25 protein-coding genes, 3 tRNA genes and 1 riboswitch are annotated in these 22,450 nt (G+C 45.5%); of the genes, 16 read left to right on the top strand and 12 right to left on the bottom strand.

Annotated elements, in window-relative coordinates; genetic code table 11:
• Window positions 1-8 precede the first annotated feature (8 nt).
• Window positions 9-1,490: an NAD-dependent succinate-semialdehyde dehydrogenase gene (locus C2759_RS04995; RefSeq protein ID WP_215356536.1), complete on the bottom strand. Its 1,482-nt coding sequence runs from the start codon at window positions 1,488-1,490 to the stop codon at window positions 9-11.
• Window positions 1,491-1,637: 147 nt separating this feature from the next.
• Between C2759_RS04995 and C2759_RS04990 the strand changes: the two genes are divergently transcribed.
• From C2759_RS04990 to C2759_RS04945, 10 genes are all read left to right on the top strand, one after another.
• Window positions 1,638-2,120: a hypothetical protein gene (locus C2759_RS04990; RefSeq protein ID WP_215356535.1), complete on the top strand. Its 483-nt coding sequence runs from the start codon at window positions 1,638-1,640 to the stop codon at window positions 2,118-2,120.
• Between the two features lie 26 nt (window positions 2,121-2,146).
• Window positions 2,147-3,382 carry an MFS transporter gene (locus C2759_RS04985; RefSeq protein ID WP_215356534.1) on the top strand — a complete coding sequence of 412 codons (1,236 nt, stop codon included), beginning with the start codon at window positions 2,147-2,149 and terminating at the stop codon, window positions 3,380-3,382.
• A 7-nt stretch (window positions 3,383-3,389) separates the two neighbouring features.
• On the top strand, window positions 3,390-3,533 hold the full coding sequence (locus C2759_RS04980; protein ID WP_215356533.1) for a hypothetical protein: 144 nt from the start codon (window positions 3,390-3,392) through the stop codon (window positions 3,531-3,533).
• A 61-nt stretch (window positions 3,534-3,594) separates the two neighbouring features.
• Window positions 3,595-3,669, top strand: a tRNA-Arg gene (locus C2759_RS04975).
• Between the two features lie 211 nt (window positions 3,670-3,880).
• Complete coding sequence (locus tag C2759_RS04970) at window positions 3,881-4,744, top strand: NUDIX domain-containing protein (RefSeq protein ID WP_215356532.1); 864 nt, start codon at window positions 3,881-3,883, stop codon at window positions 4,742-4,744.
• Window positions 4,745-4,819: 75 nt separating this feature from the next.
• A riboswitch (TPP riboswitch) is annotated at window positions 4,820-4,926 on the top strand.
• Between the two features lie 40 nt (window positions 4,927-4,966).
• A complete protein-coding gene (gene thiC, locus C2759_RS04965; RefSeq protein WP_251367034.1) occupies window positions 4,967-6,904 on the top strand; it encodes a phosphomethylpyrimidine synthase ThiC in 1,938 nt (645 codons plus the stop codon).
• Window positions 6,905-8,056 carry an FAD-dependent oxidoreductase gene (locus tag C2759_RS04960; RefSeq protein WP_256441208.1) on the top strand — a complete coding sequence of 384 codons (1,152 nt, stop codon included), beginning with the start codon at window positions 6,905-6,907 and terminating at the stop codon, window positions 8,054-8,056.
• Window positions 8,047-8,244 (top strand): sulfur carrier protein ThiS, encoded by a 198-nt coding sequence (thiS, locus tag C2759_RS04955; RefSeq protein WP_215356531.1) that lies wholly within the window; start codon window positions 8,047-8,049, stop codon window positions 8,242-8,244. The genes C2759_RS04960 and thiS overlap by 10 nt, the downstream gene beginning before the upstream one ends.
• A gap of 9 nt (window positions 8,245-8,253) precedes the next feature.
• Entirely contained in the window at window positions 8,254-9,072 is an 819-nt protein-coding gene (locus C2759_RS04950) for a thiazole synthase (protein ID WP_215356530.1), read from the top strand.
• Between the two features lie 12 nt (window positions 9,073-9,084).
• On the top strand, window positions 9,085-10,011 hold the full coding sequence (locus C2759_RS04945; protein WP_215356529.1) for a thiamine phosphate synthase: 927 nt from the start codon (window positions 9,085-9,087) through the stop codon (window positions 10,009-10,011).
• A 31-nt stretch (window positions 10,012-10,042) separates the two neighbouring features.
• Here C2759_RS04945 and thiD read toward each other — a convergent pair whose 3' ends face one another.
• Window positions 10,043-10,927, bottom strand: coding sequence for a bifunctional hydroxymethylpyrimidine kinase/phosphomethylpyrimidine kinase (gene thiD, locus C2759_RS04940; RefSeq protein WP_215356528.1), 885 nt, complete (start codon window positions 10,925-10,927; stop codon window positions 10,043-10,045).
• Between the two features lie 21 nt (window positions 10,928-10,948).
• Between thiD and C2759_RS04935 the strand changes: the two genes are divergently transcribed.
• Window positions 10,949-11,023 (top strand) — tRNA-Asn (locus C2759_RS04935).
• A 63-nt stretch (window positions 11,024-11,086) separates the two neighbouring features.
• On the opposite strand, the gene C2759_RS04930 is transcribed toward C2759_RS04935, so the two are convergent.
• Window positions 11,087-11,671: a hypothetical protein gene (locus tag C2759_RS04930; RefSeq protein ID WP_215356527.1), complete on the bottom strand. Its 585-nt coding sequence runs from the start codon at window positions 11,669-11,671 to the stop codon at window positions 11,087-11,089.
• Window positions 11,672-11,860: 189 nt separating this feature from the next.
• On the opposite strand from C2759_RS04930, the gene C2759_RS04925 reads away from it, so the two are divergent.
• The 3 genes from C2759_RS04925 to C2759_RS04915 are packed head-to-tail and all read left to right on the top strand — an operon-like array spanning window position 11,861 to window position 14,651.
• The gene (locus C2759_RS04925; protein WP_046330128.1) at window positions 11,861-13,159 is read left to right on the top strand and encodes a U32 family peptidase; all 1,299 of its coding nucleotides are present in this window, start codon (window positions 11,861-11,863) and stop codon (window positions 13,157-13,159) included.
• Window positions 13,160-13,181: 22 nt separating this feature from the next.
• Complete coding sequence (locus C2759_RS04920) at window positions 13,182-13,718, top strand: hypothetical protein (RefSeq protein ID WP_215356526.1); 537 nt, start codon at window positions 13,182-13,184, stop codon at window positions 13,716-13,718.
• A gap of 24 nt (window positions 13,719-13,742) precedes the next feature.
• The gene (locus tag C2759_RS04915; protein WP_215356525.1) at window positions 13,743-14,651 is read left to right on the top strand and encodes a transporter; all 909 of its coding nucleotides are present in this window, start codon (window positions 13,743-13,745) and stop codon (window positions 14,649-14,651) included.
• Window positions 14,652-14,654: 3 nt separating this feature from the next.
• On the opposite strand, the gene C2759_RS04910 is transcribed toward C2759_RS04915, so the two are convergent.
• Window positions 14,655-16,322, bottom strand: coding sequence for an AMP-binding protein (locus C2759_RS04910; RefSeq protein ID WP_215356524.1), 1,668 nt, complete (start codon window positions 16,320-16,322; stop codon window positions 14,655-14,657).
• Window positions 16,323-16,358: 36 nt separating this feature from the next.
• Window positions 16,359-16,922 (bottom strand): 5'-methylthioadenosine nucleosidase, encoded by a 564-nt coding sequence (locus C2759_RS04905; protein WP_215356523.1) that lies wholly within the window; start codon window positions 16,920-16,922, stop codon window positions 16,359-16,361.
• A gap of 11 nt (window positions 16,923-16,933) precedes the next feature.
• On the opposite strand from C2759_RS04905, the gene C2759_RS04900 reads away from it, so the two are divergent.
• Window positions 16,934-17,452: an adenine phosphoribosyltransferase gene (locus tag C2759_RS04900; RefSeq protein WP_215356522.1), complete on the top strand. Its 519-nt coding sequence runs from the start codon at window positions 16,934-16,936 to the stop codon at window positions 17,450-17,452.
• A gap of 7 nt (window positions 17,453-17,459) precedes the next feature.
• Here C2759_RS04900 and C2759_RS04895 read toward each other — a convergent pair whose 3' ends face one another.
• The 5 genes from C2759_RS04895 to C2759_RS04875 all read right to left on the bottom strand — a co-directional run bounded on the left by C2759_RS04895 (window position 17,460) and on the right by C2759_RS04875 (window position 19,301).
• Complete coding sequence (locus C2759_RS04895) at window positions 17,460-17,744, bottom strand: YqjK-like family protein (protein WP_251367033.1); 285 nt, start codon at window positions 17,742-17,744, stop codon at window positions 17,460-17,462.
• The gene (locus tag C2759_RS04890; RefSeq protein WP_215356521.1) at window positions 17,741-18,109 is read right to left on the bottom strand and encodes a phage holin family protein; all 369 of its coding nucleotides are present in this window, start codon (window positions 18,107-18,109) and stop codon (window positions 17,741-17,743) included. Before C2759_RS04890 ends, C2759_RS04895 begins: the two co-directional genes overlap by 4 nt.
• Window positions 18,110-18,115: 6 nt before the next feature.
• A complete protein-coding gene (locus tag C2759_RS04885) occupies window positions 18,116-18,451 on the bottom strand; it encodes a YqjD family protein (protein ID WP_215356520.1) in 336 nt (111 codons plus the stop codon).
• 66 nt (window positions 18,452-18,517) lie between these two features.
• Complete coding sequence (locus tag C2759_RS04880) at window positions 18,518-18,958, bottom strand: Smr/MutS family protein (protein WP_215356519.1); 441 nt, start codon at window positions 18,956-18,958, stop codon at window positions 18,518-18,520.
• 46 nt (window positions 18,959-19,004) lie between these two features.
• Window positions 19,005-19,301 (bottom strand): hypothetical protein, encoded by a 297-nt coding sequence (locus C2759_RS04875; RefSeq protein WP_215356518.1) that lies wholly within the window; start codon window positions 19,299-19,301, stop codon window positions 19,005-19,007.
• 314 nt (window positions 19,302-19,615) lie between these two features.
• On the opposite strand from C2759_RS04875, the gene C2759_RS04870 reads away from it, so the two are divergent.
• Window positions 19,616-20,932 (top strand): amidase, encoded by a 1,317-nt coding sequence (locus C2759_RS04870; RefSeq protein ID WP_251367032.1) that lies wholly within the window; start codon window positions 19,616-19,618, stop codon window positions 20,930-20,932.
• 73 nt (window positions 20,933-21,005) lie between these two features.
• Here C2759_RS04870 and C2759_RS04865 read toward each other — a convergent pair.
• A tRNA-Ser gene (locus tag C2759_RS04865) sits at window positions 21,006-21,100 on the bottom strand.
• A gap of 90 nt (window positions 21,101-21,190) precedes the next feature.
• Window positions 21,191-22,441, bottom strand: a complete 1,251-nt coding sequence (locus tag C2759_RS04860) for an aspartate kinase (protein ID WP_215356517.1) — start codon at window positions 22,439-22,441, stop codon at window positions 21,191-21,193.
• Window positions 22,442-22,450: the final 9 nt, after the last annotated feature.

Below are 22,450 nucleotides of genomic sequence, written 5' to 3'. Positions count from 1 at the left end.
TTTATTTTTTATAGACCTACACAGACATACTTCATCTCAAGGTATTCATCGATACCCCAAGAACTACCTTCTCTACCGAGACCGGATTGTTTTACTCCACCAAATGGGCCAACCTCGTTTGAAAAGAGGCCTGTATTTACACCGACCATACCAAACTCCAGAGCCTCAGCAACCTTCCAGATTCGACCAATATCACGGCTGTAGAAATAAGAAGCTAATCCAAATTGACTGTTATTAGCCAGTTTTACCACCTCCTCATCAGACTCAAAAGGAATGACTGGTGCAACTGGTCCAAAGGTTTCTTCAGTTACCACTAACATGGAATTACCTACATTAGCCAAAATGGTCGGCTCAAAAAAAGTACCGCCTCGCTCAGAAGACTTGCCGCCGGTAACCAAGGTTGCTCCCTTAGCAACTGCATCAGCAATATGCCTCTGGACTTTAGCAAGTGCATGCTCATCAATCAATGGACCTTGAGTCACTCCTGACTCTAAACCATGCCCCACTTTGAGTCCTTTAGTAGCAGCCGAAAACTTTTCAACAAATTCATCATGAACTTTTTTATGCACATAAAAGCGATTGGCCGCAACACAAGCTTGTCCTGCATTACGATACTTTGCAAACATGGCTCCAGCAACGGCATTGTCGATGTTTGCGTCTTCAAAAACAATAAATGGTGCATGGCCACCCAGCTCAAGAGCAATCTTTTTTACTGTGGGGGCACACTGCATCATCAGTAACTTGCCAACCTCAGTAGATCCAGTAAACGAGAGATGCTTAACAACCTGAGAATCGCAAAGGGCCTTACCAATTGCGATGGAATTGTGGGCATCCGCAGTCAAAATATTGATTACACCATCAGGAACTCCCGCACGAGAAGCTAGTTCAGCCAATGCCAATGCTGACAAAGGTGTTTGTTCGGCAGGCTTAATAACAATGGAACAGCCCGCGGCCAGCGCCGGAGATACCTTTCTAGTAATCATAGCGCTAGGGAAATTCCAAGGAGTGATCGCCACACAAACTCCGATTGGTTGCTTGAGAACCATCAGACGCTTGTCTTCCCAAGTTGAGCTAGGAATGGCCCCGGTTACCCGTTTTGCTTCTTCAGCAAACCACTCAATAAAAGAGGATCCATAATGAATCTCACCTTTAGCTTCAGCTAAAGGCTTACCTTGCTCCAAAGACATGATGATCCCAAGATCTTCGGTGTGCTCTGTAATTAAGTCAAACCACTTACGCAAAACCGCAGCACGCTCCTTGCCAGTTTTTGTCCGCCATAAAGCAAATGCACTGTCGGCTGATGCAACAGCATTCAGTGCATCAGCAACATCAAGATTGGGAACCTGAGCAATTTCTTCGCCAGTTGCAGGATTAGTTACTGAGAAAACTTTGCCAGATTTAGCTTGAAGCCATTTACCGCCGATAAATGCATCACCCTTAAGGAGATTTTTATCTTTCAATAACGAACTAATATGATTTACTGCTGACATAAATAAATACTCCAAAGAATCTTGTAAGTGGCAAAATTGCTCATTAATTAAAAAATGTTGCGGCCCTACTAATCAGTAAAAACCCTAGAAAAATACAACTTTCCTAAGCACTGATGATTAGATACGAAGAAAATTTTGTAATAAAAAATGAATACTAAAATTATTCTGCATAACAGGCCAAATCAAACCGTAACACAAGATAACTTTCAATGCATTGACGCTGATATAGCACCACTCAAGAACGGCCAAGTCTTAGTTTTAAATCAATGGCTTTCGCTAGATCCCTATGTGCGCGGCAGAATGAGTGAGCGCAAATCCTATGCACCTTCAATGTCGCTTGGCGATGTTGTCATTGGCGAAGGCATTGGAATCGTGATTGACTCCCAATCGGATCAATTTAAAGCGGGAGATAGAGTGATTGGCATGCTGGGATGGCAAACCCATGCCGTCATGAATTGTGCAGCGATCAAGCCAATTCCTCAGCCCCCTTTTTCTGAAACCTGGCTTCTAGGAGCCGCAGGAATGCCGGTACATGAAAAAATTACTGAAAACCTTCAAAATGCGCCTCAGATATTTATTGACCTACTTGAAGGTAGGTGTTTGGGCAAACAAATAATCAAGCTATCCTGAATACCGGACTTACGAGAAAAACATCAATGACAGTGCAATCTAGCCCATCAAACACCCTCACGCTGAGGAATCTGCTGATCTTTGGTGGTTTGATGGTGACATTTTCGATGGGTATACGCCATGGATTTGGACTCTTTAACCTCCCCATTACTTTTACCAATGGTTGGGGACGAGAAACTTTTGCTCTTACTATCGCATTACAAAATTTAATTTGGGGCGCAGTTCAACCCATCACTGGGGCATTAGCCGATCGTTACGGCGCACTAAAAATTATGATTGCCGGGGGCCTACTTTATGCGCTGGGTTTAGCCGGCATGGCAATCTCTACTGATGCTTTTAGTTTTACATTGGCAGGTGGCTTGCTAATCGGTCTTGCACAAACTGCAACTACCTATAGCGTGGTGTACGGGATCTTAGGTCGTAACGTTGCTCCAGAAAAAAGAGTGTGGGCCATGGGCATCACAGCAGCTGCAGGATCATTCGGACAATTTTTAATGATTCCAGTTGAGCAAGGCTTGTTATCCAATTTTGGTGCAAATGATGCACTACTCATACTAGCGATCATGGCAAGTCTGATGATTCCAATTGCGTTTATGCTACGCGAACCCAATACTGTGAATTTACAGCAAGGTAGCAATCAAACTATTAAAGAAGCTTTAAGAGAGGCGATGGGTAACCCCAGTTTTAGATTGCTCACTTTGGGTTATTTTGTTTGTGGATTTCAAGTGGTATTTATCGCGGTTCACTTAGCGCCCTACCTAAAAGATTTATCCAAGATGTATCCGGATGTTGGTGCACCTTTTGTAGCCACTACCGCCCTAGCATTAATTGGCCTGTTCAATATTTTTGGAACCTATGCCGCCGGAATATTAGGGCAACGCTTGCCAAAGCGCTACCTCTTATCAACCATCTATATCGGCAGGTCTTTGGCGATCATCGCTTTTGTTTATATGCCTCTGAGCCCAACTACTACCTATATTTTTGCAGCTATTATGGGCTTCTTATGGCTGTCTACTATCCCACTGACTAATGCCATCGTTGCGCAGATTTTTGGTGTGAAGTACCTCTCCATGCTCTCTGGTTTGGTGTTCTTTTCTCATCAACTTGGTAGCTTCTGCGGGGCTTATTTTGGTGGCTATCTATTTGATCGCACCGGCTCTTATCTCATCGTCTGGAATATAGCGATTGCTTTTGGTGTGTTCGCATTCTTAATTAATTTACCTGTTAAAGAGCGAGCAATTGAGCGCCTTGCTGCTGCATAATTTTTTCATGAACATTTCCACTCCTTCTATTTTGCGCTTGGTTTTATATGTTCTAACAGTGATGCTCTTAGGAATTATTTTCTCCGCATACTTTGCACCAGAGTTGACAGTAGCAATCACCAATCAAGTGTGGGCACTGTGTGGCTGGTAATCAGTGGATAATGAAACTTGCTTTAACATCTTTTTAATAAAACGTTTTACTTTTTTTCAATCTTGCCGTAGCACAATGGATAGTGCACATGCCTCCTAAGCGTGGGATACAGGTTCGATTCCTGTCGGCGGGACCACTTCTTCATCAGAACTTATCCACAGCTTGTGTGGATAAATACCCAAAAGTTTTCGTAAGTCGTAGATTTGTATAGAGTGACCTAGCTTGCTTAATTTATGAGCATCTGCCTTCAGGAAAAATATACGTAAAGAGTTGTTGACAATTTAAATTTATTTATAAATTTATAGAGCAAATTTTTTGTTATTTTTAATATCTCTTACACTTAGAGCATGCAAAAGCTCAACAATAAGCACTCAGTAAAGCTCACACCTAGCACCACCGCTGCCCTAGAGGAATTACTCCAAAATACGGCAAGACCGGCTCCACCAGATTACCTACCCATCCATTTCTTGGGCGGCTCCACAGCTGGACAAATTATTGGGCAGCTGTGCCCTGATTTCACTGGCTATTTACAAAACTCATTGGCGAAAAACCCGATTCCTCACATTGAAATCGGCCACGATCGCCTGACTATTCACTCTGCAAAACCTGTAACGCTCTCCGAGAGTCTCTCAAAAATGGCCGATCGGATGCGTCAAGGTGGATTGATTCCAGGTTGGAGGAATGAGGATTTCGCTTGGATTGACCAAAACGGTCACGAATACTTCCGTTTAGAGCGCTCTACCTTCCGAGCTTTTGGCTTTCGCAGTATGGCAACCCATATCAATGGATATACCAAGTCTGGCAATCTTTGGCTTGGGAGACGTAGCGAAACGAAATCTACCGACCCTGGCCGTCTGGATAATCTGGCTGCAGGTGGTATTGGGGCAGATGAAACCCCTTGGATTAATGCCCGCAGGGAGTTGTGGGAAGAAGCGGGTGTGCCAGCCCAGATTTCCGATCAAATTGAGCCCGTAGGTCGCATACACATGCGCCGCCCCATACAAGGACGGGGATTTCATGATGAGCAGCTCTATATTTATGACCTAGAACTAGCAGATCACTTTATACCCACGAATCATGACGGAGAAGTCAGTGGTTTTATTGAAATCTCGCTTTCAGAGGCTGCAGCCCGCATTTTGGCCGATGAATTCACTAGCGATGCTGCCTTTGTAACTGCGGATTTCATTTTGCGTAATACCAGTTCGGACTAGATCCCTCCAAATTGGATTTAAGCGCTTGATTTTGATCACCCAGCAAAGAGGCATTTCGTGGTTAAATAAGATCTAAGGATGAAACAGGGGTGCCCTTGAGTGTTTTTTGCTACGAGGCGCTGAGAAAGACCCTATAACCCGATCCAGGTAATGCTGGCGTGGGGAGTTTTCCATCAGACCGTCACCCGGTTTCGTCCATCTAAAAACAGTCAGGAGATGGACATGAGCGATACCAGCACTAAATCAAAACAAGAAATTCCTAGCTTAAAAAGCTTAGAGCGTGACTTTGGCCAAAAGTTTGCCTACCCCGCTTCTACTAAAACCTATCTAGAGGGTTCGCGTCCAGATATCAAAGCGCCGATTCGCATGATCGAGCAATTATCAACCCGCGTTGGTGAAGAAATGGTGCCCAACCCCCCTGTACCGGTTTATGACACATCAGGTCCCTACAGTGATCCAGAGATCGTAATCAATCTGGAAAAAGGTTTGCCTTTATTACGTAAAAACTGGATTGAAGAGCGCGGTGACACAGTGCAATTAGCTGGGCCAAGTTCTGAGTACGGCGTTGCCCGCTCACAAGATGCGGCAACGCAGAATTTGCGTTTCGCCCACATCAATCCGCCGCGTGTTGCTAAAGCGGGTCAGAATGTCAGCCAAATGTATTACGCCCGTAAAGGCATCGTGACTCCTGAAATGGAATACGTTGCTTTGCGTGAATCCATGGGTCTTGAGCAATTACGCAAGAATCCAGAATACAAACAACTGCTCAAGCAGCATCCCGGCAAGAGCTATGGTGCGAATCTGCCTGACATTGTTACTGGTGAGTTCGTGCGCTCTGAAATCGCTGCCGGTCGCGCGATCATTCCAGCAAACATTAATCACCCCGAACTCGAGCCAATGATTATTGGTCGTAACTTCCGTGTGAAGATCAACGGCAACCTGGGTAACTCTGCTGTGACTTCTTCCATTAATGAAGAAGTTGAAAAAATGGTTTGGTCAATTCGTTGGGGTGCAGATACGATCATGGACCTTTCCACAGGAAAGCATATTCATGAAACGCGTGAGTGGATTATTCGCAACTCACCAGTTCCGATTGGCACAGTTCCAATTTATCAAGCGCTTGATAAAACCGGTGGTATTGCAGAAGACCTCACCTGGGAAATGTTCCGCGACACCTTAGTAGAACAAGCTGAGCAAGGTGTGGACTATTTCACTATTCATGCTGGCGTGTTGTTGCGCTATGTCCCTTTAACGGCTGACCGTATTACTGGCATCGTCTCTCGTGGTGGCTCCATCATGGCGAAGTGGTGCTTGGCTCACCATAAAGAAAACTTCCTCTACACGAAGTTTGATGAGATTTGTGAAATCATGAAAGCCTATGACGTGTCATTTAGCTTGGGTGATGGCTTGCGTCCTGGTTGTATTGCCGACTCCAATGATGCTGCGCAGTTTGGCGAGTTGCACACCCTTGGTGAACTCACTGCCAAAGCCTGGAAACATGATGTGCAAGTCATGATTGAAGGCCCTGGTCACGTGCCAATGCAACGCATTGAAGAAAACATGACTGAAGAGTTGAAGCACTGTCTAGAGGCGCCTTTCTATACTCTCGGACCATTGATTACCGATATCGCTCCTGGTTACGATCACATCACCAGTGGCATTGGTGCTGCGCAAATTGGTTGGTACGGTACAGCGATGCTTTGTTATGTCACTCCAAAAGAGCATTTAGGTTTACCGGACAAAGGGGATGTCCGTACCGGCATCATCACTTATAAAATTGCAGCCCATGGTGCAGACTTGGCTAAAGGTTTGCCAGGCGCTCAAGTACGAGATAACGCTTTATCCAAAGCCCGCTTTGAGTTCCGCTGGGAAGATCAATTTAATCTTGGCTTAGATCCTGAGCGTGCTCGTGAGTACCACGATGCCACTTTGCCTGCAGAAGGCGCAAAGATTGCGCACTTCTGCTCCATGTGTGGACCAAAGTTCTGCTCGATGAAGATCACACAAGAAGTGCGTGACTACGCTGCCACATTAGATGCGGATGGCAATCCTAAGTCAAAAGTGATTCCCATTACCGCAGAAGCCTCAACCGACCCACAAAAGGGTATGGAAGAAATGTCAGCTGAGTTCCGTAAACGCGGTAGCGAGATTTATCAGTAAGTGAGTCACGCATTCTCAAACAGCAAATATGCTATCGTCGGCGCCGGCCTCATGGGTCGGCTGCTTGCGGTCGCACTTGCTAAGCGCGGCGCTCAGGTAGAGCTGTTTGAGAAAGGCGGTTCAGACGCTAACTTAGCGGCAGCTCGGATTGCTGCTGCTATGTTGGCTCCATTGGCAGAATCAGCTATCACCGAAGATAACGTTGTACGCATGGGTGTTCATAGCCTGCCGCGCTGGAAGCAACTTATTGATGAATTAGCAAAGCCGGTATATTTTCAGCAAAATGGCACGCTCATCTTGTGGCATCGTCAAGATACTAGTGATGCAGAGCGCTTTGCCTCCCATCTGGCAAGAAATTGCGATCACAATCAAGCGCTTTCTAAACCGATTCATTTGGATAGTCAGTCTCTTGCAGAAATCGAGCCTGGTGTTGCTGAACGGTTTAACCAAGGCCTCTATCTTCCCAATGAAGGCCAGCTTGATAACCGCCAATTGCTGGAGGCTTTGTTAGTTGAGCTGACTTTAATGAAGGTGCCTTGTCATTGGAATCAAACTACCGATCCCGAACAACTTCGTACTCAAAAGAATGGTTTTGATTGGGTCATTGATTGTCGTGGCCTGGGTGCTAAAGCTTCTTGGGAGCATGCTAGTAACTCTGATAAAGATTTACGAGGAGTACGTGGTGAAGTCATTCGCCTCTATGCCCCCGAAGTGAAGTTGCGTCGTCCTACGCGCCTAATTCACCCACGCTATCCGATTTATATCGCCCCTAAAGAGGATGATGTCTACGTTGTTGGCGCAACAGAAATTGAATCCGAAGATCTCTCTCCGATGAGTGTGCGCTCCGCCCTAGAATTACTTAGTGCGGTTTATACCGTCCATAGTGGCTTTGCTGAAGGACGTATTTTGGAAATGGCAACGCAATGTCGCCCTACGCTCAAAGATAATCTGCCAGAGATTTCCGTTGATCAAAAACTAAATCAAGCTGGCCTGATGATGATTAATGGACTCTATCGACATGGTTTCATGATCTCACCAGCGATTCTGGATTGCGCGTTAGAAATATTAGATTCCGGGTCTAGTAGCACAGCGATTGATTTGGGTCTTCAGGTGACAGCCTCTTCAAATGAGGAGCTGAGTACATGCGCATAATGGTGAATCAAGTTGCTCAGGAGATTCCAGATCAGAGTACGATTGATGACGTTCTTATGCTGATTAATGCAAAGCCCCCCTTTGCTGTTGCCATTAATTATGAATTTGTTCCAAAGACTCGACATGCAGAAGAAGTGCTCCATGAGGGCGATGAGATGGAAGTCATTGCACCAGTCACCGGCGGTTAATTGATTAATATGACAGCACCTCTACCAAACTCTCTCAAGACGGCCGATTCTCTAGTGCTGTACGGTGAGACCTTTGCTAGTCGCTTATTACTAGGAACCTCGCGTTACCCCTCTCCGCAGGTTTTAGAAAATGCCGTGAAGCAATCCAATCCCGGAATGATTACGGTAAGCCTGCGTCGGCAAGGCACTTCAACTACAGAAGCGCATTCTGGTTTTTGGGACCTCTTAAAGAAAATGGCTGTACCGGTCTTACCGAATACTGCAGGATGTCACAGCCCAAAAGAAGTGATTGCCACTGCACAAATGGCACGTGAGGTTTTTGAAACGAGCTGGATTAAATTAGAACTGATCGGCGATGACTACACTCTGCAACCAGATACTTTGCGATTAGTATCTACAGCCGAAACGTTAATTAAAGATGGTTTCAAAGTCTTGCCTTATTGCACTGAAGATTTGATCTTGTGCCAACGCTTAGTCGATGTTGGATGCCAGGCAGTAATGCCGTGGGCCGCTCCCATTGGCACAGGTCAAGGCCCTTTAAATCCTTATGCATTAAAACTTTTACGTGACCGCTTAACAGTTCCTCTTCTGGTGGATGCTGGTTTAGGTCTTCCCTCGCACGCATGCAGCGTAATGGAGTGGGGTTTTGATGGAGTCCTACTCAATACAGCTGTTGCACTAGCTGATGATCCAGTGGCGATGGCTAATGCATTTGCAATGTCAGTCGATGCTGGGCGGACTGCCTACCTCTCTGGCGCTATGAAAGCCCAACAATCCGCCCAAGCTAGTACGCCATTAGTTGGCACGCCTTTCTGGCATCAAAGTTAAAGAGTCAATGAGATGAGCTTAGTGCGAGATCTTGCGGATCAAATTGTTGCAGCTCATGTCAAGGATGATGTGTGCTTACCGATCCCAGCGTATAGCGCGTCATCCCCACCACCAAAAATTGATAATGAGCACGCAGCAGATCACTATGAGCTGGCAGGCGCACTTGCATCGATTGAGATGGGCTTTATTGAATGTGATGCCAAAGTATTAGGCAAAGCTTGGTCACGCATGGCTCACCAAGATGGTGGATTTAATCCATCTAAATGGCCTTCTAGGCCCGAGCATTTTGATTTACTCCCCTGGACACGCAACATGAATCCCAATGCCTTTGCGGAGTGCCCTCAGCGCTTGGGTTTATATGCTGTTATGCCAGATGCTGATTGGGTAAAGCGCTCAATTGAGGCTGAAGTACCAACGGTGCAACTGCGCCTTAAATCAGATGATCGCAGACTGATCCGTAAGCAGATTGCACAATCTGTTGAAGCAGTCAAAGGCAGCAAAACTTTGCTCTTTATTAATGATTATTGGCAAGAGGCGATTGAAGCTAATGCCTATGGTGTTCATTTAGGTCAAGAAGATTTAGAAGTGGCAGATTTAGAGGCAATTCGAACTGCAGGCCTTCGCTTAGGTCTGAGTACCCACGGCTATGCTGAGATGGTTCATGCAGATCGCTTCTGCCCGAGTTATATCGCGATGGGCGCAGTCTTTGCAACCAATCTGAAAAAGATGGCAACCGCTCCGCAAGGCTTGGGACGTTTATATAAATATGCTCAATTGATGAGTCACTATCCTTTAGTGGCTATTGGCGGCATTGATGAAAATAGTATTCATGCAGTAGCGCAAAGCGGAGTTGGTTCAGTTGCGGTTGTTAGAGCAATCAATGGATCTAGCGATCCTAAGGTGGCAGTCATGAAACTCCAAGAGCTAATGAAAACCTAAGGCTGAATCTTTAGTCTTTAGTGTTTAATCTTTAATACTTACCCTCTTCTTCTGGCAATGCAGTTGGATAAAAATCATGCATGTGCCATAAAGGTCCTGGACCTTCACCAATACTTAAGAAGCGTCCTTTCTCTAGCCCAGCCTCAACATAAGAGATCGCCTTAGCAACCGCATGAGCAAGATCATGACCATCTGCTAAATAAGTCGCAATCGCAGATGATAGTGAGCAGCCAGTGCCATGGGTATTGAGCGTATTAACACGATAGTGCTTAAATTCTTTTGATTGAACAACTTCCAGACCATCTTCAATGGTTCGCCACATCAGAAAATCTGTCAGCTGAGTATGGCTCGCATCCAGATGTCCACCCTTGATCAAGACTGCCTGAGGACCCATCTCAAGCAACTCCTCTGCCGCCATTTTGAAATCTTTCACTCCCTGAATCTCACGACCTAAGAGCAAACCCGCTTCTTCTAAATTAGGAGTGATTATGCTTGCCATCGGAAATAAGTCTTTAATCATGGCTTGAGCGGTGTCGTCTCCGCCAAGACTAGCACCTGAAGTAGCTCTCAATACAGGGTCTAGGACTGTTGTTTTAGCTCCATGGCGCTTTAGGGCAGATGCCACAGTGCGAACGATCTCTGGACTGGCTAACATGCCGATCTTGACGATGTCCACCCCAATATCCATAAATACCGCATCGATCTGAGCCTCAACCACATCAAGATCAATGTCTTGAATACGAGTCACTCCCAAAGTGTTCTGGGCGGTAATCGCCGTGATGACAGTCATCCCATATCCACCCAGGGCTGAAATAACTTTAAGGTCAGCCTGAATGCCCGCGCCACCACCGCTATCGGACCCAGCGATGGTCAATACTTTAGGGATCTGCACAGAACTTGGAGTAGATGATTTCATCTTGCTATAATATCGGCTTATTCCTCGATAGCTCAGCGGTAGAGCAGCAGACTGTTAATCTGTTGGTCCGTGGTTCGATCCCACGTCGAGGAGCCAAATACAAGAAAACCACCTTTTTAGGTGGTTTTTTCTTTGACGGTCTCGGTGAATCAATTGAGTCTAAATCAACCCCTTCTTTTTTAGGTTGGCAAGGCGGTTATTTAAAGTCTTGATGGTAAGTAGATTGAGCTTATCCCCTTCTGACCAATTACTGCCTTTCCACTCAATGCCCTCTGCTGTGACATTGGCAAAAGGCTCTTTACCCTCTTTTGCATAGCCTTCCAAAATAGCAATGAGTGCTGGGCGATCATCGGATCCTCCGGCATCTTTAATAGCATCTAAGATTGGCTTGGTAATCGTATCGCCATAGGTGACTTTAGAGTCTGGGTGTTTGGGCGCTGCGGGCTCATCAAAAATATATTCATGAGGCCACTCAAATACATTTCTGGCTGAATTTTTTACTGACTCTGGACTTACTGCGCCGCCCTTGGGATTTTTTGGATCAGCTGGGAGATTTAATTCCATAATCCAGGTTTCAAATTCTGCAATACGGGCGTAGCGTTTTTCTTCGCTATCGCGCTTTTGCTCTTCTTGCGAAAGCAGCAATGTAACCCAGGCCCAGGCGATATCTTTAGGTATAGCAAACTCTTGAGCCAAAATGCCGCTGGCTTTTTTTAGGATGGGTTTGGATGTAAGTTTTGTCATTGTTCTTTCTACATTCTTTAGTAGGCGCTCTAAATACGAGTGGAAAGGCGCGCCACAGACCCCGTAGGATACTCTTCATTAACTATCTGATTAGCTGAAATACATAGATAAAACCAGATCTAGCAGGCTCTAGAGCCTTTTAAGCCCATTAAATTTAGCAAGAATGTCTGTATTCACTAAAATAGGCTCATGACCAAGATTCCAGAACTCCTCGCCCCCGCCGGTAGCCTCTCCATGCTGCGTACTGCCTTTGACTTTGGTGCCGATGCCATTTATGCCGGACAGCCGCGCTATTCCCTTCGAGTACGTAATAACGACTTCGGAAAAATGGAGACGCTCAAAGAAGGTATTGATACCGCACATGCTTTAGGTAAAAAGTTTTATCTGGTATCTAACCTACTTCCTCATGGCGGTAAGACACGTACCTACATTAAAGATATGGATCCTGTAGTTGCATTAAAACCTGATGCGATGATCATGTCTGATCCAGGCCTCATCATGATGGCCAGAGAAGCTTGGCCAGATATGCCAATTCATTTATCCGTTCAGGCCAATACGGTCAATGGTGCCTCAGCAAAATTCTGGCGCTCTGTTGGTATTAGCCGGGTGATATTGTCACGTGAGCTTTCTTTCGATGAGATTGAAGAAGTTCGTCAAGACTGCCCAGAAATGGAATTAGAAGTATTTGTGCATGGCGCCCTGTGTATTGCTTATTCTGGTCGCTGCCTACTATCTGGTTACATGTCCCATCGTGACTCAAATCAAGGTGCTTGCACCAATGCCTGTCGCTGGGATTACAAAGTAAAGCCGGGACAACAAAATACCAGCGGCGATGTGGTGCTCCTGCAAGAAGCACGTCGTCCAGATGACTTAATGCCCATGGAAGAAGATGAGCATGGCACCTACATCATGAACTCTAAAGATTTGCGGGCAATTGAGCATATTGAGCGCTTAACAAAGATGGGTGTCGATTCATTCAAGATTGAAGGCCGCACCAAGTCGCCCTATTACGTTTCTCGCACCTGCCAATCCTACCGCACTGCAATTGATGATGCAGTAGCTGGTCGTCCAATGAATATGTCTCTGATTGGTAATCTTGAAGGTCTTGCCAATCGTGGCTATACCGATGGTTTTTATGAGCGTCACCACGATAAAGAGTATCAGCTCTATATGCGTGGTCACTCCCTCTCGGGTAGAAGTCTATATGTTGGCGAAACTTTAGAAATTGATGAGGCCTCTGGTCGCGTCAAGGTAGATGTAAAAAATCGTTTCTCGATTGGTGATAAGTTAGAAATCATTGAGCCCGAGGGTAATCAAGATATGGTGCTCGATGCCATGTGGAATCTCAAAGATGAACCCATTGATGTTGCCCCTGGCTCGGGTCACTTCGTGTGGATTAAATTGCCACTCAAGAGTAAGCATGCATTTATTGCGCGCTATACCCAAGAACCAGCGCCTGTTGAAGCTAGCTCTTGCAGCAACTGCTAATGCAATACTCAAGAAAGTTTTTATGAGCGCGACGTCGCCTAATTTTGCTCCAACACAAAGCTTGAAAGAAAAAGCTAAAAAGGAGTTTGTCAAAGCATTTCAGCTAACCATTTACTTTGGAGCGTGGTTTTGTGCTCTGGCCTTTTTGGCCGCAACCTCACTAGATGAGAGGCCGATTCCTTTATCTATCTTTGGCTTTGCTTTGTTCAAAGCGGCTATCTGCGCCAAGTTTATGCTACTAGCTCAGGCTGCATTCCCAATTAAAGTGAATAAGCGACATGGGATTGTGAGTTCACTTCTCTTGGAGTCCCTAATTTATCTTCTGGTTGTTTTAGGCTTAAATTATTTAGAGGCCGGAGTACATGGATTAATTCATGGCAAACCGTTTTTGATATCCATGACTGACTTTGGGCAATCCAATCCTTTACGCGTAGTGGCCATGTCGATTGTGTACTGGTTAATTGTGTGGCCTTATTTACTCTTCACAGGGATGACCATCATGCTTGGCAGCAACGCTACCCTGAAGATTTTGTTTGGTGACAAATCGAAGCCCAACTAATCAAGCTTGAGTGATGCAACTCGGATGATTAATTTACCCTCCATTCCTCATAGTCGGGCTTTTGTAATAGGCGCCTGCCTATTGTTCATTACATTTGCTTTAGTACCAACCTTATCTCATTCCCAAGAAATCGAGGCGCGCACCTACTCCAACACCCCTATCGGAATTAATTTTTTGAGTGCCGGTGTAGTTCAGGCGAAAACGAATAACTACAGCCTTACTAGCGAAGTAATGAGCCTGACTCATATATTTGATGCTGGCGGGCAGTCAGGCAAGCTCACACTTGTCCTTCCGTACGCTCAATTTAGTGGGTCAAAAATAATTGGCGGGCGCACAGTCAATGCGAGCACTGAGGGTTTATCTGACCCACTCATCAAGGCTGCGATTAATCTCTACGGAGCTCCAGCATTAACGCTGGATCAATTTAAGGACTATCAGCAAGATCTCATTGCTGGCGTGAGTCTTGCAGCCTCGGTCCCGTGGGGCAAATACGATGACAATCAACTGATTAATGTAGGTGCTAATCGTTGGTTTATCCAGCCGGGTCTTGGCGTATCTAAGGCAGTTGGCCCTTGGAGATTTGAGCTTGCTGGTGCTGGTATTTTCTACACTAGCAATACTGACTATATGGACGGCAACTCGCTATCTCAGAACCCGGTTTACTCAACACAAACACACGGAATCTACTACTTTCAGAATACCGCCTGGATCTCAGTAGATGCCACTTACTTTATTGGCGGGCAATCTTATCTCAATGGCAACCCGATTAGTAGCAGTCAAGAGAATTGGCGCTTTGGTACAACGATGTCCTACCCAGTAAATAAACATAATTCGATTCGCCTTTCAGCGAGCACGGGGGCTTACTCAAGAACCAATAATAGCTATGACTTGTATGGTATTTCTTGGCAATACCGCTTTGGCGGTGGCCTATAATTTTTATAAGTCGCGCAGATGACGGCGCAAGATTTTGCCCACATTCGACTTGGGCATTTCATCGATGAAAGCAATCTTTCTGGGGCGCTTGTAACTGGTCATTTGCTCTTTACAATACTGAATGACTTGGGCCTCAGTTAGTTCAGACTTGTCTTTGATGATGTAGGCCTTGACGATCTCGCCCAGCTTACGGTGCGGCAATCCAATGACGGCACATTCTCTTACGCCAGGCATTTGAGAAATGACTTCCTCGATTTCATTGGGGAATACTTTATAGCCAGCAACTACAATCATGTCCTTTTTGCGATCAACAATCTGTACAAAGCCATCAGGACTCATGATGCCGATATCGCCAGATTTAAAATATCCCGCTGGTGTAATAGATTGTTCCGTGTCCTCAGGTCTATTCCAGTAACCTGCCATCACCTGCGGACCCTGAATACAAATTTCTCCGGTCATGCCAAATGGAACTTCTATTCCATCATCACCCAGTATCACTACATCCGTACTAGGCACTGGCATACCAATGGATCCAGTAAATTCTTTTACAAATGGAGTATTGACACACACCACTGGTGAAGTTTCCGATAGCCCATATCCCTGAGCAATCGGTACCCCCATCATTTGCTGCCAAAGTTCAGCTGTCTTCTTTTGAACCGCCATGCCACCGCCGATCGTGACCAAGAGATTAGGTAGGCGTACCTGTTTAAATTCTGGGCGGTGTATCAGCGCATGAAATAGCGTGTTGACACCCGGGAAAATATTGATATCAGGGCGTTTCATCAAGAGCTTAATAAAGCTAGTGATATCACGGGGATTGGCGACTAATAATAATTGAGCGCCCTTACGCATTCCAAGCAGACCACAGGCAGTCAAGGCAAAGATATGAGTCATAGGTAAGGCGCATAAAAAAACTAATTGCTGCTGCCGTTTTTTCAAGGCAGGCTCAAGCCAAGATTCAATTTGAATGATGTTGGCCAATATATTGCGATGTAATAAAACTGCGCCTTTAGATACCCCCGTAGTGCCTCCCGTGTATTGCAAAAACGCGATATCGTCTTGCGCTAAAGTCGGCCTAGTAAAGCCATGGCCAGCACCTAGCTTAAGGGCCTGATTCAATTTAACGCAAGGAAACTTCCAGTGTGGGATGAGCTTTTTAATATGGCGAGCGACTAAATTGATGATGACGCCTTTAGGGCCTAGGCTCTCACCCAAGCTACTCACAATCACCTTTTTGACAAGTCCCTGATTTGCAATCTCCTGATACACATGAGCAAAGTTTTCTAGCATCACCAAAATAGATGCTCCGCTATCTTGTAATTGATGTTCGAGCTCTCTGGCGGTGTAGAGCGGATTTATATTCACCACAACATATCCTGCGCGGAGGGTACCGAACATTGCAATTAAGTACTGTGGAACGTTTGGAAACATGATGGCGATACGCGAGCCCGCCTCCAAACCTAAAGTTTGCAAATAAGCAGCAAAGTCCTTGGATAGGATATCAAGTTGACGATAGCTGATTTTGTGGCCCATCGACTCTATTGCAATGCGATCGGGGTACTTAGCAAAAGATTCTTCTATGAAATCAACAATTGATGCGTACCCTGCCAAATCAATCTCATGAGGAACGCCTTCGAGATAGTTTTTCAGCCAAGGTTTTTGAGTATTCATCTGCGCAGTTAATTAGGTAATGATGTTGAGCCTGCTTTAGACGCTCATCAAGTCTTTAAGCTTGGCTAAATAGAGTTCTTGACCGTGATTGACGCGGTCAGTCCATTCTTTTCCAGAGTCAGCATTAGCATCATCGGTCACGTATTTAAATGATTGCCATGGGATATTAAATTGATAAGCAATATTGGCAATAGCAAATAATTCCATATCCACCACATCAATACCCTGGGATATCAACCAAGGATCGTGAGCCGTTACAAAACTATCGCCAGTTCCGCAAGTATGCTCACCGCCAAGTGATAAATATTGAGACGGTTTTGAGCAAAATGGGGTCTGCCCTCGTGGAGCCAGAGGTACTGTCATCATGTCACGCTGAATCACCCTACCGATTTCTAATAAACCTTCTAGCGTAGAGTTAATTTTTCCAACGGTCCCAAAGTTCACTATCCGTTGAGGCTGATATTGATGGATAGCCTGCAGGCTTGCTGCCGTTGCATTGATTTTTCCGACCCCGGAATACACAATATCTACACCGGCGGGCAATGCGCTTTTATCCAGCTCGGACTCTAATGCGGTAATAATGAGCAATTGTGTTTTCATATCAGCCAATAATGAATTTATTAGATTATCTACCCGGAGTTCCAGACTTTCCAAAGCCGGGGATCCTCTTTAGGGATATCTCCCCTTTGTTGGCCAACCCGAGTGCGTTTAAGGAGGCTACGCTACAGCTAGAGGCCCTTGCACAGCAGTTTGATTACAGCCATATTTTAGGTATTGAATCACGGGGTTTTATTTTTGGCACTGCCCTCGCCTATCAAACCCATAAGGGCCTCGCTTTAGCCCGAAAACCCAATAAGCTACCTTTAGCCAGCCACCGAGAGTCTTATGGACTGGAATATGGTTCTGACTCCCTTGAAATTGCGCAATCTACTATGCCAGTAGGTGCGCGTGTTTTGATTGTGGATGATGTTCTGGCCACTGGAGGCACCATCATTGCGGCTAGCAAACTACTGAAAAAAGCTGGCTTTGACGTAGCTGGCGCTTTGACCTTGCTAGAAATCGATGGGTTAAATGGTGGCAAGATCTTGAGCCAAACCGGAATTACCAATAAGACGGTCTTAGTTGCTTAAGTTCTAGCTACAGAAGACTCTTAGCACCCTTTAGAAGCTTGACGGTACCCCAGCCTACGGTAAGCAACTTACTAGCAAGCTTGGGTTTGTAGTGGGCTAGCACAGCGAACGCGCTTGTCCACAAAATTGGGGTGCTCTTCATGAAATTAAACGCATCTATACCTTTATCAGCCCAGGATAGGGGCTTTTCTATGGGCTCGAAATGCAAGGCGAAGTCAGCACGCTCTTGGGCTGCCTGTTCCTGCAGCACTCTTTGTCTAGCCTGAAGTTCAGCTAGCTTTTGACTCATCATTTAGAAAGCTCCTGGCGGTCTTTAGCCAACTCTGCAATCGTTGCCTCGAATAATTTGGGCATCGTTTTGATTGAGCGCAAAACTACCAGCGCCAGAATAATGCCTACGACTAAGAAACCGCTTGTTAATAGACTCAGCGCCAGTACCCTATCAGTCTCCCAGCTATAAATCACAATGAGTAAGGCGAGCATCACCAAACCAAAGAACAAGAAAAATAATGCGCAGGTCACCATCACTAAGAGATTCAGAAACTGAGTGCGTGCAATCTGCACATCAGTAGAGATCAACTCTAAACGAGTCTGAGCAATCGATGCCCCAGTGGAGACAAGATTCTTTAGTGCGGAAAAAAGATTTTCTTGTGACATAAATACCTAGTGACGACGAATAAATAGACCAATCAACAAGCCAATCCCGGCAGCGACGCCTACCGCCTCCCAGGGATTTCGATGGACAAACTCATCCGTACGCTCAGCAACGACTTTGGCCTTTTCGGTCACAGTGCCCTCTACAGAGGAAAGACTTTCTTTTGCGCTATTAAGGGTCTCCAAAGCTTTGGAACGAATTGCGCCAAGCTGGCCATCGTCGTGACTTGCCGTTGCCTTAATGAGCTCCTCTGCATCTGCCATCAGCGCCTTAAAGTCACCAATTAAATTTTCAGAATTGATGTTCGCTTCTTCCTGCACAGTTGTCGATTTTTTAGCAGTCATTACCACTCCTTGCTGATGCCATCAAATTTAATGGGATAAGCCCATTCTAAGCAATTCCAACAGAGATCACAGTATTAATACCGTCATACCTGCATTACCCTCCTTGAAGTGCTTCAGATAGGCCTTTAATCCTGGCCTTCTTCTTAAAAGGGCATGGTATGCCTCGCTACCAAATGCGGTTTGTTCGCCGAAGTGATACTCATCAACCCGATCTGAGAAATAGTTGTTGTTAAGGGCATCATGAATGGCCCACTTAATCTTGCCACCCTCACCGCTGGATCCATAACCATGTATCAGGATGATTGCCTTAATACCGACCTCAGATGCTCGACGCAGTCCAATAGTTAATCTATCCAAAGCCTCCTCGGCACTTGGACTATCGAACTTTACATTCAGCACCATCGTGTCACTGTGCGGCAGAGGAAGTTCCTCACTTCCGCATTGATGACATGCCCCAAGCATTCCTCGGGAATTGCCACATTCTGGACACTCAAATGAATGGGTCATCAAACGCCTTCACAGATGATTGAGCAATACCCAACTCATTACAGCATTAAGAACAATATTTTGCCTCTAAAGCAGAGCTTGAATTGATTTGATCATCCACCATTCGGTTTAGAGTCATTTGCGCCGCCTCTTTATTCTCTTGGACCTTTAGATTTAAATTGATTAAGCCTGCTACATCCTTTCGAATGGAGGTATTGCCGTAGCGCAAGCCCTTCAATGTAGACACTGCTTCAGCAGAAATCTTGCATTGCTGGCTTAGCAATTCAGAAGAATCCGATGAGGTATTTGCATATGCAAATGCAGCTACAGAGATTGAGACAACTGCCAATAGAGTTTTCTTCATCTTATTTCCTTATTTTGTGGCCACAGGTTGGACAACAACCCAAATCTTTTGCTTTGGTTTTTCTTAAGGCGGCATAGACGCTAGATTCTGAAATTTCCATCTTCCTAGCGGCCTGAGCTGCGGTCATTCCCTTCCCTATCCAATCTAAAGCTTGATGTGTTTTTGGTATCGCTCTTCTCATTTCACCTCCTTTGCAAATACTATACCACAGAAGTTGTGAAGTTGTGAAGTTTATTAATAATATTTATTCGGGCTTAAATTAGCCTGAAAATGAGGGTCAGTGATAAAGTGAGAAAACCCACTTAGAGGCGGATATGAGCAAAATGAGACCAGCCATCGGTTTATTGCAAGCATGCGAGAAAATTCAACAAGGTCAGCTTAAGGTCGATGACTATCTAGCCGAATGTGTAGAACGCGCGGATCAAGTTGAGTCCGAATTAAAGGCGTTTACAGTGAGAGCCTCTTTAAAAGAGCTTTGCCAACGGTCAGGGCTTGGTCCACTGATGGGGATACCTGTAGCCGTAAAAGACATCATTGCAACAAAGGATTTTGTAACAACGAATGGCTCACCAATATACAAAAACTTTGTACCTAGTGAAGATGCTGAAATTATCCGAAAGATTCGTAATTTAGGTGGCGTCATCTTTGGGAAAACAGTCACTACTGAATTTGCTTGGCGTCACGCAGGTGCCACAAGCAACCCATGGAATAGTGCTCACACACCAGGCGGATCATCTAGTGGTTCAGCTGCAGCTGTTGCCAGTGGAATAGTCCCTTTGAGCTTAGGCTCGCAAACAGCTGGGTCCATTATTAGGCCGGCATCTTATTGCGGGGTCGTGGGCTATAAGGCTAGCTTTGGAGCCGTCCCAAGAACAGGCGCACACCCCGTCTCCGACTCCTTAGACCATATTGGATTTTTTACTAGAACGGTTGCAGATGCGAGATACGCCTTTAATTTACTCCGCAACACCGATATCAATGAGAAAGATGCCATTGTTATTCCTGAGATCTTGTCTAAACCTCTGAGTGAAGAACTAAGCAATCATCAGCCTCGCATTGCTTATCTCAAAACGCCCTTTGATGAATTATTAAGCCAAGAACAGATAAAGACTGTGAACCATGCGGCAACTTTGCTTAAGAAATCGGGTGCTCATATCGAGGAAATGACACTACCCCAAATATACTGGGATGGTATCGAGGCCTTGGCTGTCTTAATGGCTTGCGAAGCTGCGCTTGTTCATGAAAAGCATTTAGAGCAGTTTCCGGAGCTTTTAGGATTCGATATCAAAGAGCTCATAGAAAAAGGTAGGTCTCATTCGATGGAAGATTACCTGCAGGCAAAAGATCTTCAAGCGAATTTACGTCTCGCCATTTCACAATATTTTAAAAACTTTGATGCAATACTGGCAGCTCCTGCCACGGGGGAAGCCCCCAAGGGTCTGAGCTTTACCGGAAACCCCATCTTTTGCTCCCTTTGGACTTTTATAGGCACCCCAGCAATCGCACTTCCAGTGCATCAATCTAGCAACGGATTACCGCTAGGAATTCAGCTGATTGGCAATTACAGGGAAGATGAAAAACTACTCAACATCGCTGAATTTGCTGAAACGTGCTTCAAAGATGAAAGGTAGAAATAAAAAAGCCCCAGTTATGGGGCTTAGTTATTTGTCGCAGCGGTAATGAGCAGGTTAAATCACAAGGATTTGGCGGAGACGAGAGGATTCGAACCTCCGATCAGAGTTTTAGCCCCGATGCTCCCTTAGCAGGGGAGTGCCTTCGACCAGCTCGGCCACGTCTCCCTACCCACTACATCTACAACGACTCACAGTTTAACGGATTTGCTTGACTGCGAGCTTTTAATGCCTTTTTTAGGTAATTCCTGCGTATTCTTACTTCTGATCCAGATCAAACACCTTGTGCAATGCACGCACAGCTAGCTCCATATACTTTTCATCAATCACCACTGAAATCTTGATTTCGCTAGTAGAAATCATCAGAATATTGATACCCTCTTCCGATAACGTGCGGAACATTTTGCTAGCAACACCCACATGGGAGCGCATGCCTACACCTACCACTGACACCTTAGAAACCTTGGGATCGCCATTAATTTCTTTTGCTTCAATATGAGCTTGCACATTTTTCTTGAGCAAGTCCAAAGCTTTTTGATAGTCAGCGCGGGGAACTGTAAAAGTAAAGTCTGTCTTACCTTCAAATGATTGATTCTGAATAATCATATCCACATCAATATTGGCATCTGCGATTGGACCCAAGATTTGATAGGCGATACCTGGGCGATCAGGAACCCCCAGAACGGTAATTTTTGCTTCATCACGCGCAAAGGCGATGCCGGAAATAACTGCGGCTTCCATAGTGCTGTCCTCTTCAAATGTAATCAAGGTGCCCGACTTCATCTCTTGGTCTAAGGGCATCAACGGATCTGTCAATGATGACAGAACACGGGTTTTAACTTTGTACTTACCGGCAAACTCAACTGAACGAATCTGCAATACCTTTGAGCCTAGACTTGCCATCTCTAGCATCTCCTCAAAAGTAATCTTGTCTAGACGACGTGCATCTTCACAAACTCGGGGATCAGTGGTGTAGACACCATCCACATCGGTGTAGATCAAGCACTCATCTGCTTTAAGCGCTGCAGCCATCGCAACAGCTGATGTATCAGAACCCCCGCGACCTAAGGTGGTGATATTGCCATCTGGATCAACACCCTGAAAGCCCGTTACTACTACTGCACGTCCTGCATTGAGATCAGCAAGGATTTTTTTGTCATCAATACTCTTGATGCGTGCTTTAGTAAATGAGGAGTCTGTATGAACTGTTACTTGCCAACCGGCATAGCTAACTGCATCAACACCCTCACGCAACAAGGCCAAGGCCAATAAACCCGAACTGACTTGCTCGCCTGTGGAGGCAATTTGATCGAGTTCGCGTGGGCTTGCATCAGGATTAATGTCTTTTGCCAAGCCAAGCAAACGATTGGTTTCGCCGGACATCGCTGATGGCACTACAACCACTTGGTGACCTGCACGCATCCACTTGGCAACGCGTTTAGCGACATTCTGAATGCGCTCAACCGAGCCCATTGAGGTGCCACCATACTTATGAACGATAAGAGCCATAAAAACCGT

Source organism: Polynucleobacter sp. MG-Unter2-18 (assembly GCF_018687675.1).
In the GTDB taxonomy this organism is placed as follows: Bacteria; Pseudomonadota; Gammaproteobacteria; order Burkholderiales; family Burkholderiaceae; genus Polynucleobacter.
The sequence above is the reverse complement of the archived record's forward strand: the minus strand, read 5'-3'. Positions and strand labels throughout refer to the sequence as shown.

Coding starts and splice junctions, on each gene's coding strand:
- C2759_RS04995 (WP_215356536.1), bottom strand. CDS start 1,490: ATGTCAGCAGTAAATCATATTAGTTCGTTATTGAAAGATAAAAATCTC.
- C2759_RS04990 (WP_215356535.1), top strand. CDS start 1,638: ATGAATACTAAAATTATTCTGCATAACAGGCCAAATCAAACCGTAACA.
- C2759_RS04985 (WP_215356534.1), top strand. CDS start 2,147: ATGACAGTGCAATCTAGCCCATCAAACACCCTCACGCTGAGGAATCTG.
- C2759_RS04980 (WP_215356533.1), top strand. CDS start 3,390: ATGAACATTTCCACTCCTTCTATTTTGCGCTTGGTTTTATATGTTCTA.
- C2759_RS04970 (WP_215356532.1), top strand. CDS start 3,881: ATGCAAAAGCTCAACAATAAGCACTCAGTAAAGCTCACACCTAGCACC.
- thiC (WP_251367034.1), top strand. CDS start 4,967: ATGAGCGATACCAGCACTAAATCAAAACAAGAAATTCCTAGCTTAAAA.
- thiS (WP_215356531.1), top strand. CDS start 8,047: ATGCGCATAATGGTGAATCAAGTTGCTCAGGAGATTCCAGATCAGAGT.
- C2759_RS04950 (WP_215356530.1), top strand. CDS start 8,254: ATGACAGCACCTCTACCAAACTCTCTCAAGACGGCCGATTCTCTAGTG.
- C2759_RS04945 (WP_215356529.1), top strand. CDS start 9,085: ATGAGCTTAGTGCGAGATCTTGCGGATCAAATTGTTGCAGCTCATGTC.
- thiD (WP_215356528.1), bottom strand. CDS start 10,927: ATGAAATCATCTACTCCAAGTTCTGTGCAGATCCCTAAAGTATTGACC.
- C2759_RS04930 (WP_215356527.1), bottom strand. CDS start 11,671: ATGACAAAACTTACATCCAAACCCATCCTAAAAAAAGCCAGCGGCATT.
- C2759_RS04925 (WP_046330128.1), top strand. CDS start 11,861: ATGACCAAGATTCCAGAACTCCTCGCCCCCGCCGGTAGCCTCTCCATG.
- C2759_RS04920 (WP_215356526.1), top strand. CDS start 13,182: ATGAGCGCGACGTCGCCTAATTTTGCTCCAACACAAAGCTTGAAAGAA.
- C2759_RS04915 (WP_215356525.1), top strand. CDS start 13,743: ATGATTAATTTACCCTCCATTCCTCATAGTCGGGCTTTTGTAATAGGC.
- C2759_RS04910 (WP_215356524.1), bottom strand. CDS start 16,322: ATGAATACTCAAAAACCTTGGCTGAAAAACTATCTCGAAGGCGTTCCT.
- C2759_RS04905 (WP_215356523.1), bottom strand. CDS start 16,922: ATGAAAACACAATTGCTCATTATTACCGCATTAGAGTCCGAGCTGGAT.
- C2759_RS04900 (WP_215356522.1), top strand. CDS start 16,934: ATGAATTTATTAGATTATCTACCCGGAGTTCCAGACTTTCCAAAGCCG.
- C2759_RS04895 (WP_251367033.1), bottom strand. CDS start 17,744: ATGATGAGTCAAAAGCTAGCTGAACTTCAGGCTAGACAAAGAGTGCTG.
- C2759_RS04890 (WP_215356521.1), bottom strand. CDS start 18,109: ATGTCACAAGAAAATCTTTTTTCCGCACTAAAGAATCTTGTCTCCACT.
- C2759_RS04885 (WP_215356520.1), bottom strand. CDS start 18,451: ATGACTGCTAAAAAATCGACAACTGTGCAGGAAGAAGCGAACATCAAT.
- C2759_RS04880 (WP_215356519.1), bottom strand. CDS start 18,958: ATGACCCATTCATTTGAGTGTCCAGAATGTGGCAATTCCCGAGGAATG.
- C2759_RS04875 (WP_215356518.1), bottom strand. CDS start 19,301: ATGAAGAAAACTCTATTGGCAGTTGTCTCAATCTCTGTAGCTGCATTT.
- C2759_RS04870 (WP_251367032.1), top strand. CDS start 19,616: ATGAGCAAAATGAGACCAGCCATCGGTTTATTGCAAGCATGCGAGAAA.
- C2759_RS04860 (WP_215356517.1), bottom strand. CDS start 22,441: ATGGCTCTTATCGTTCATAAGTATGGTGGCACCTCAATGGGCTCGGTT.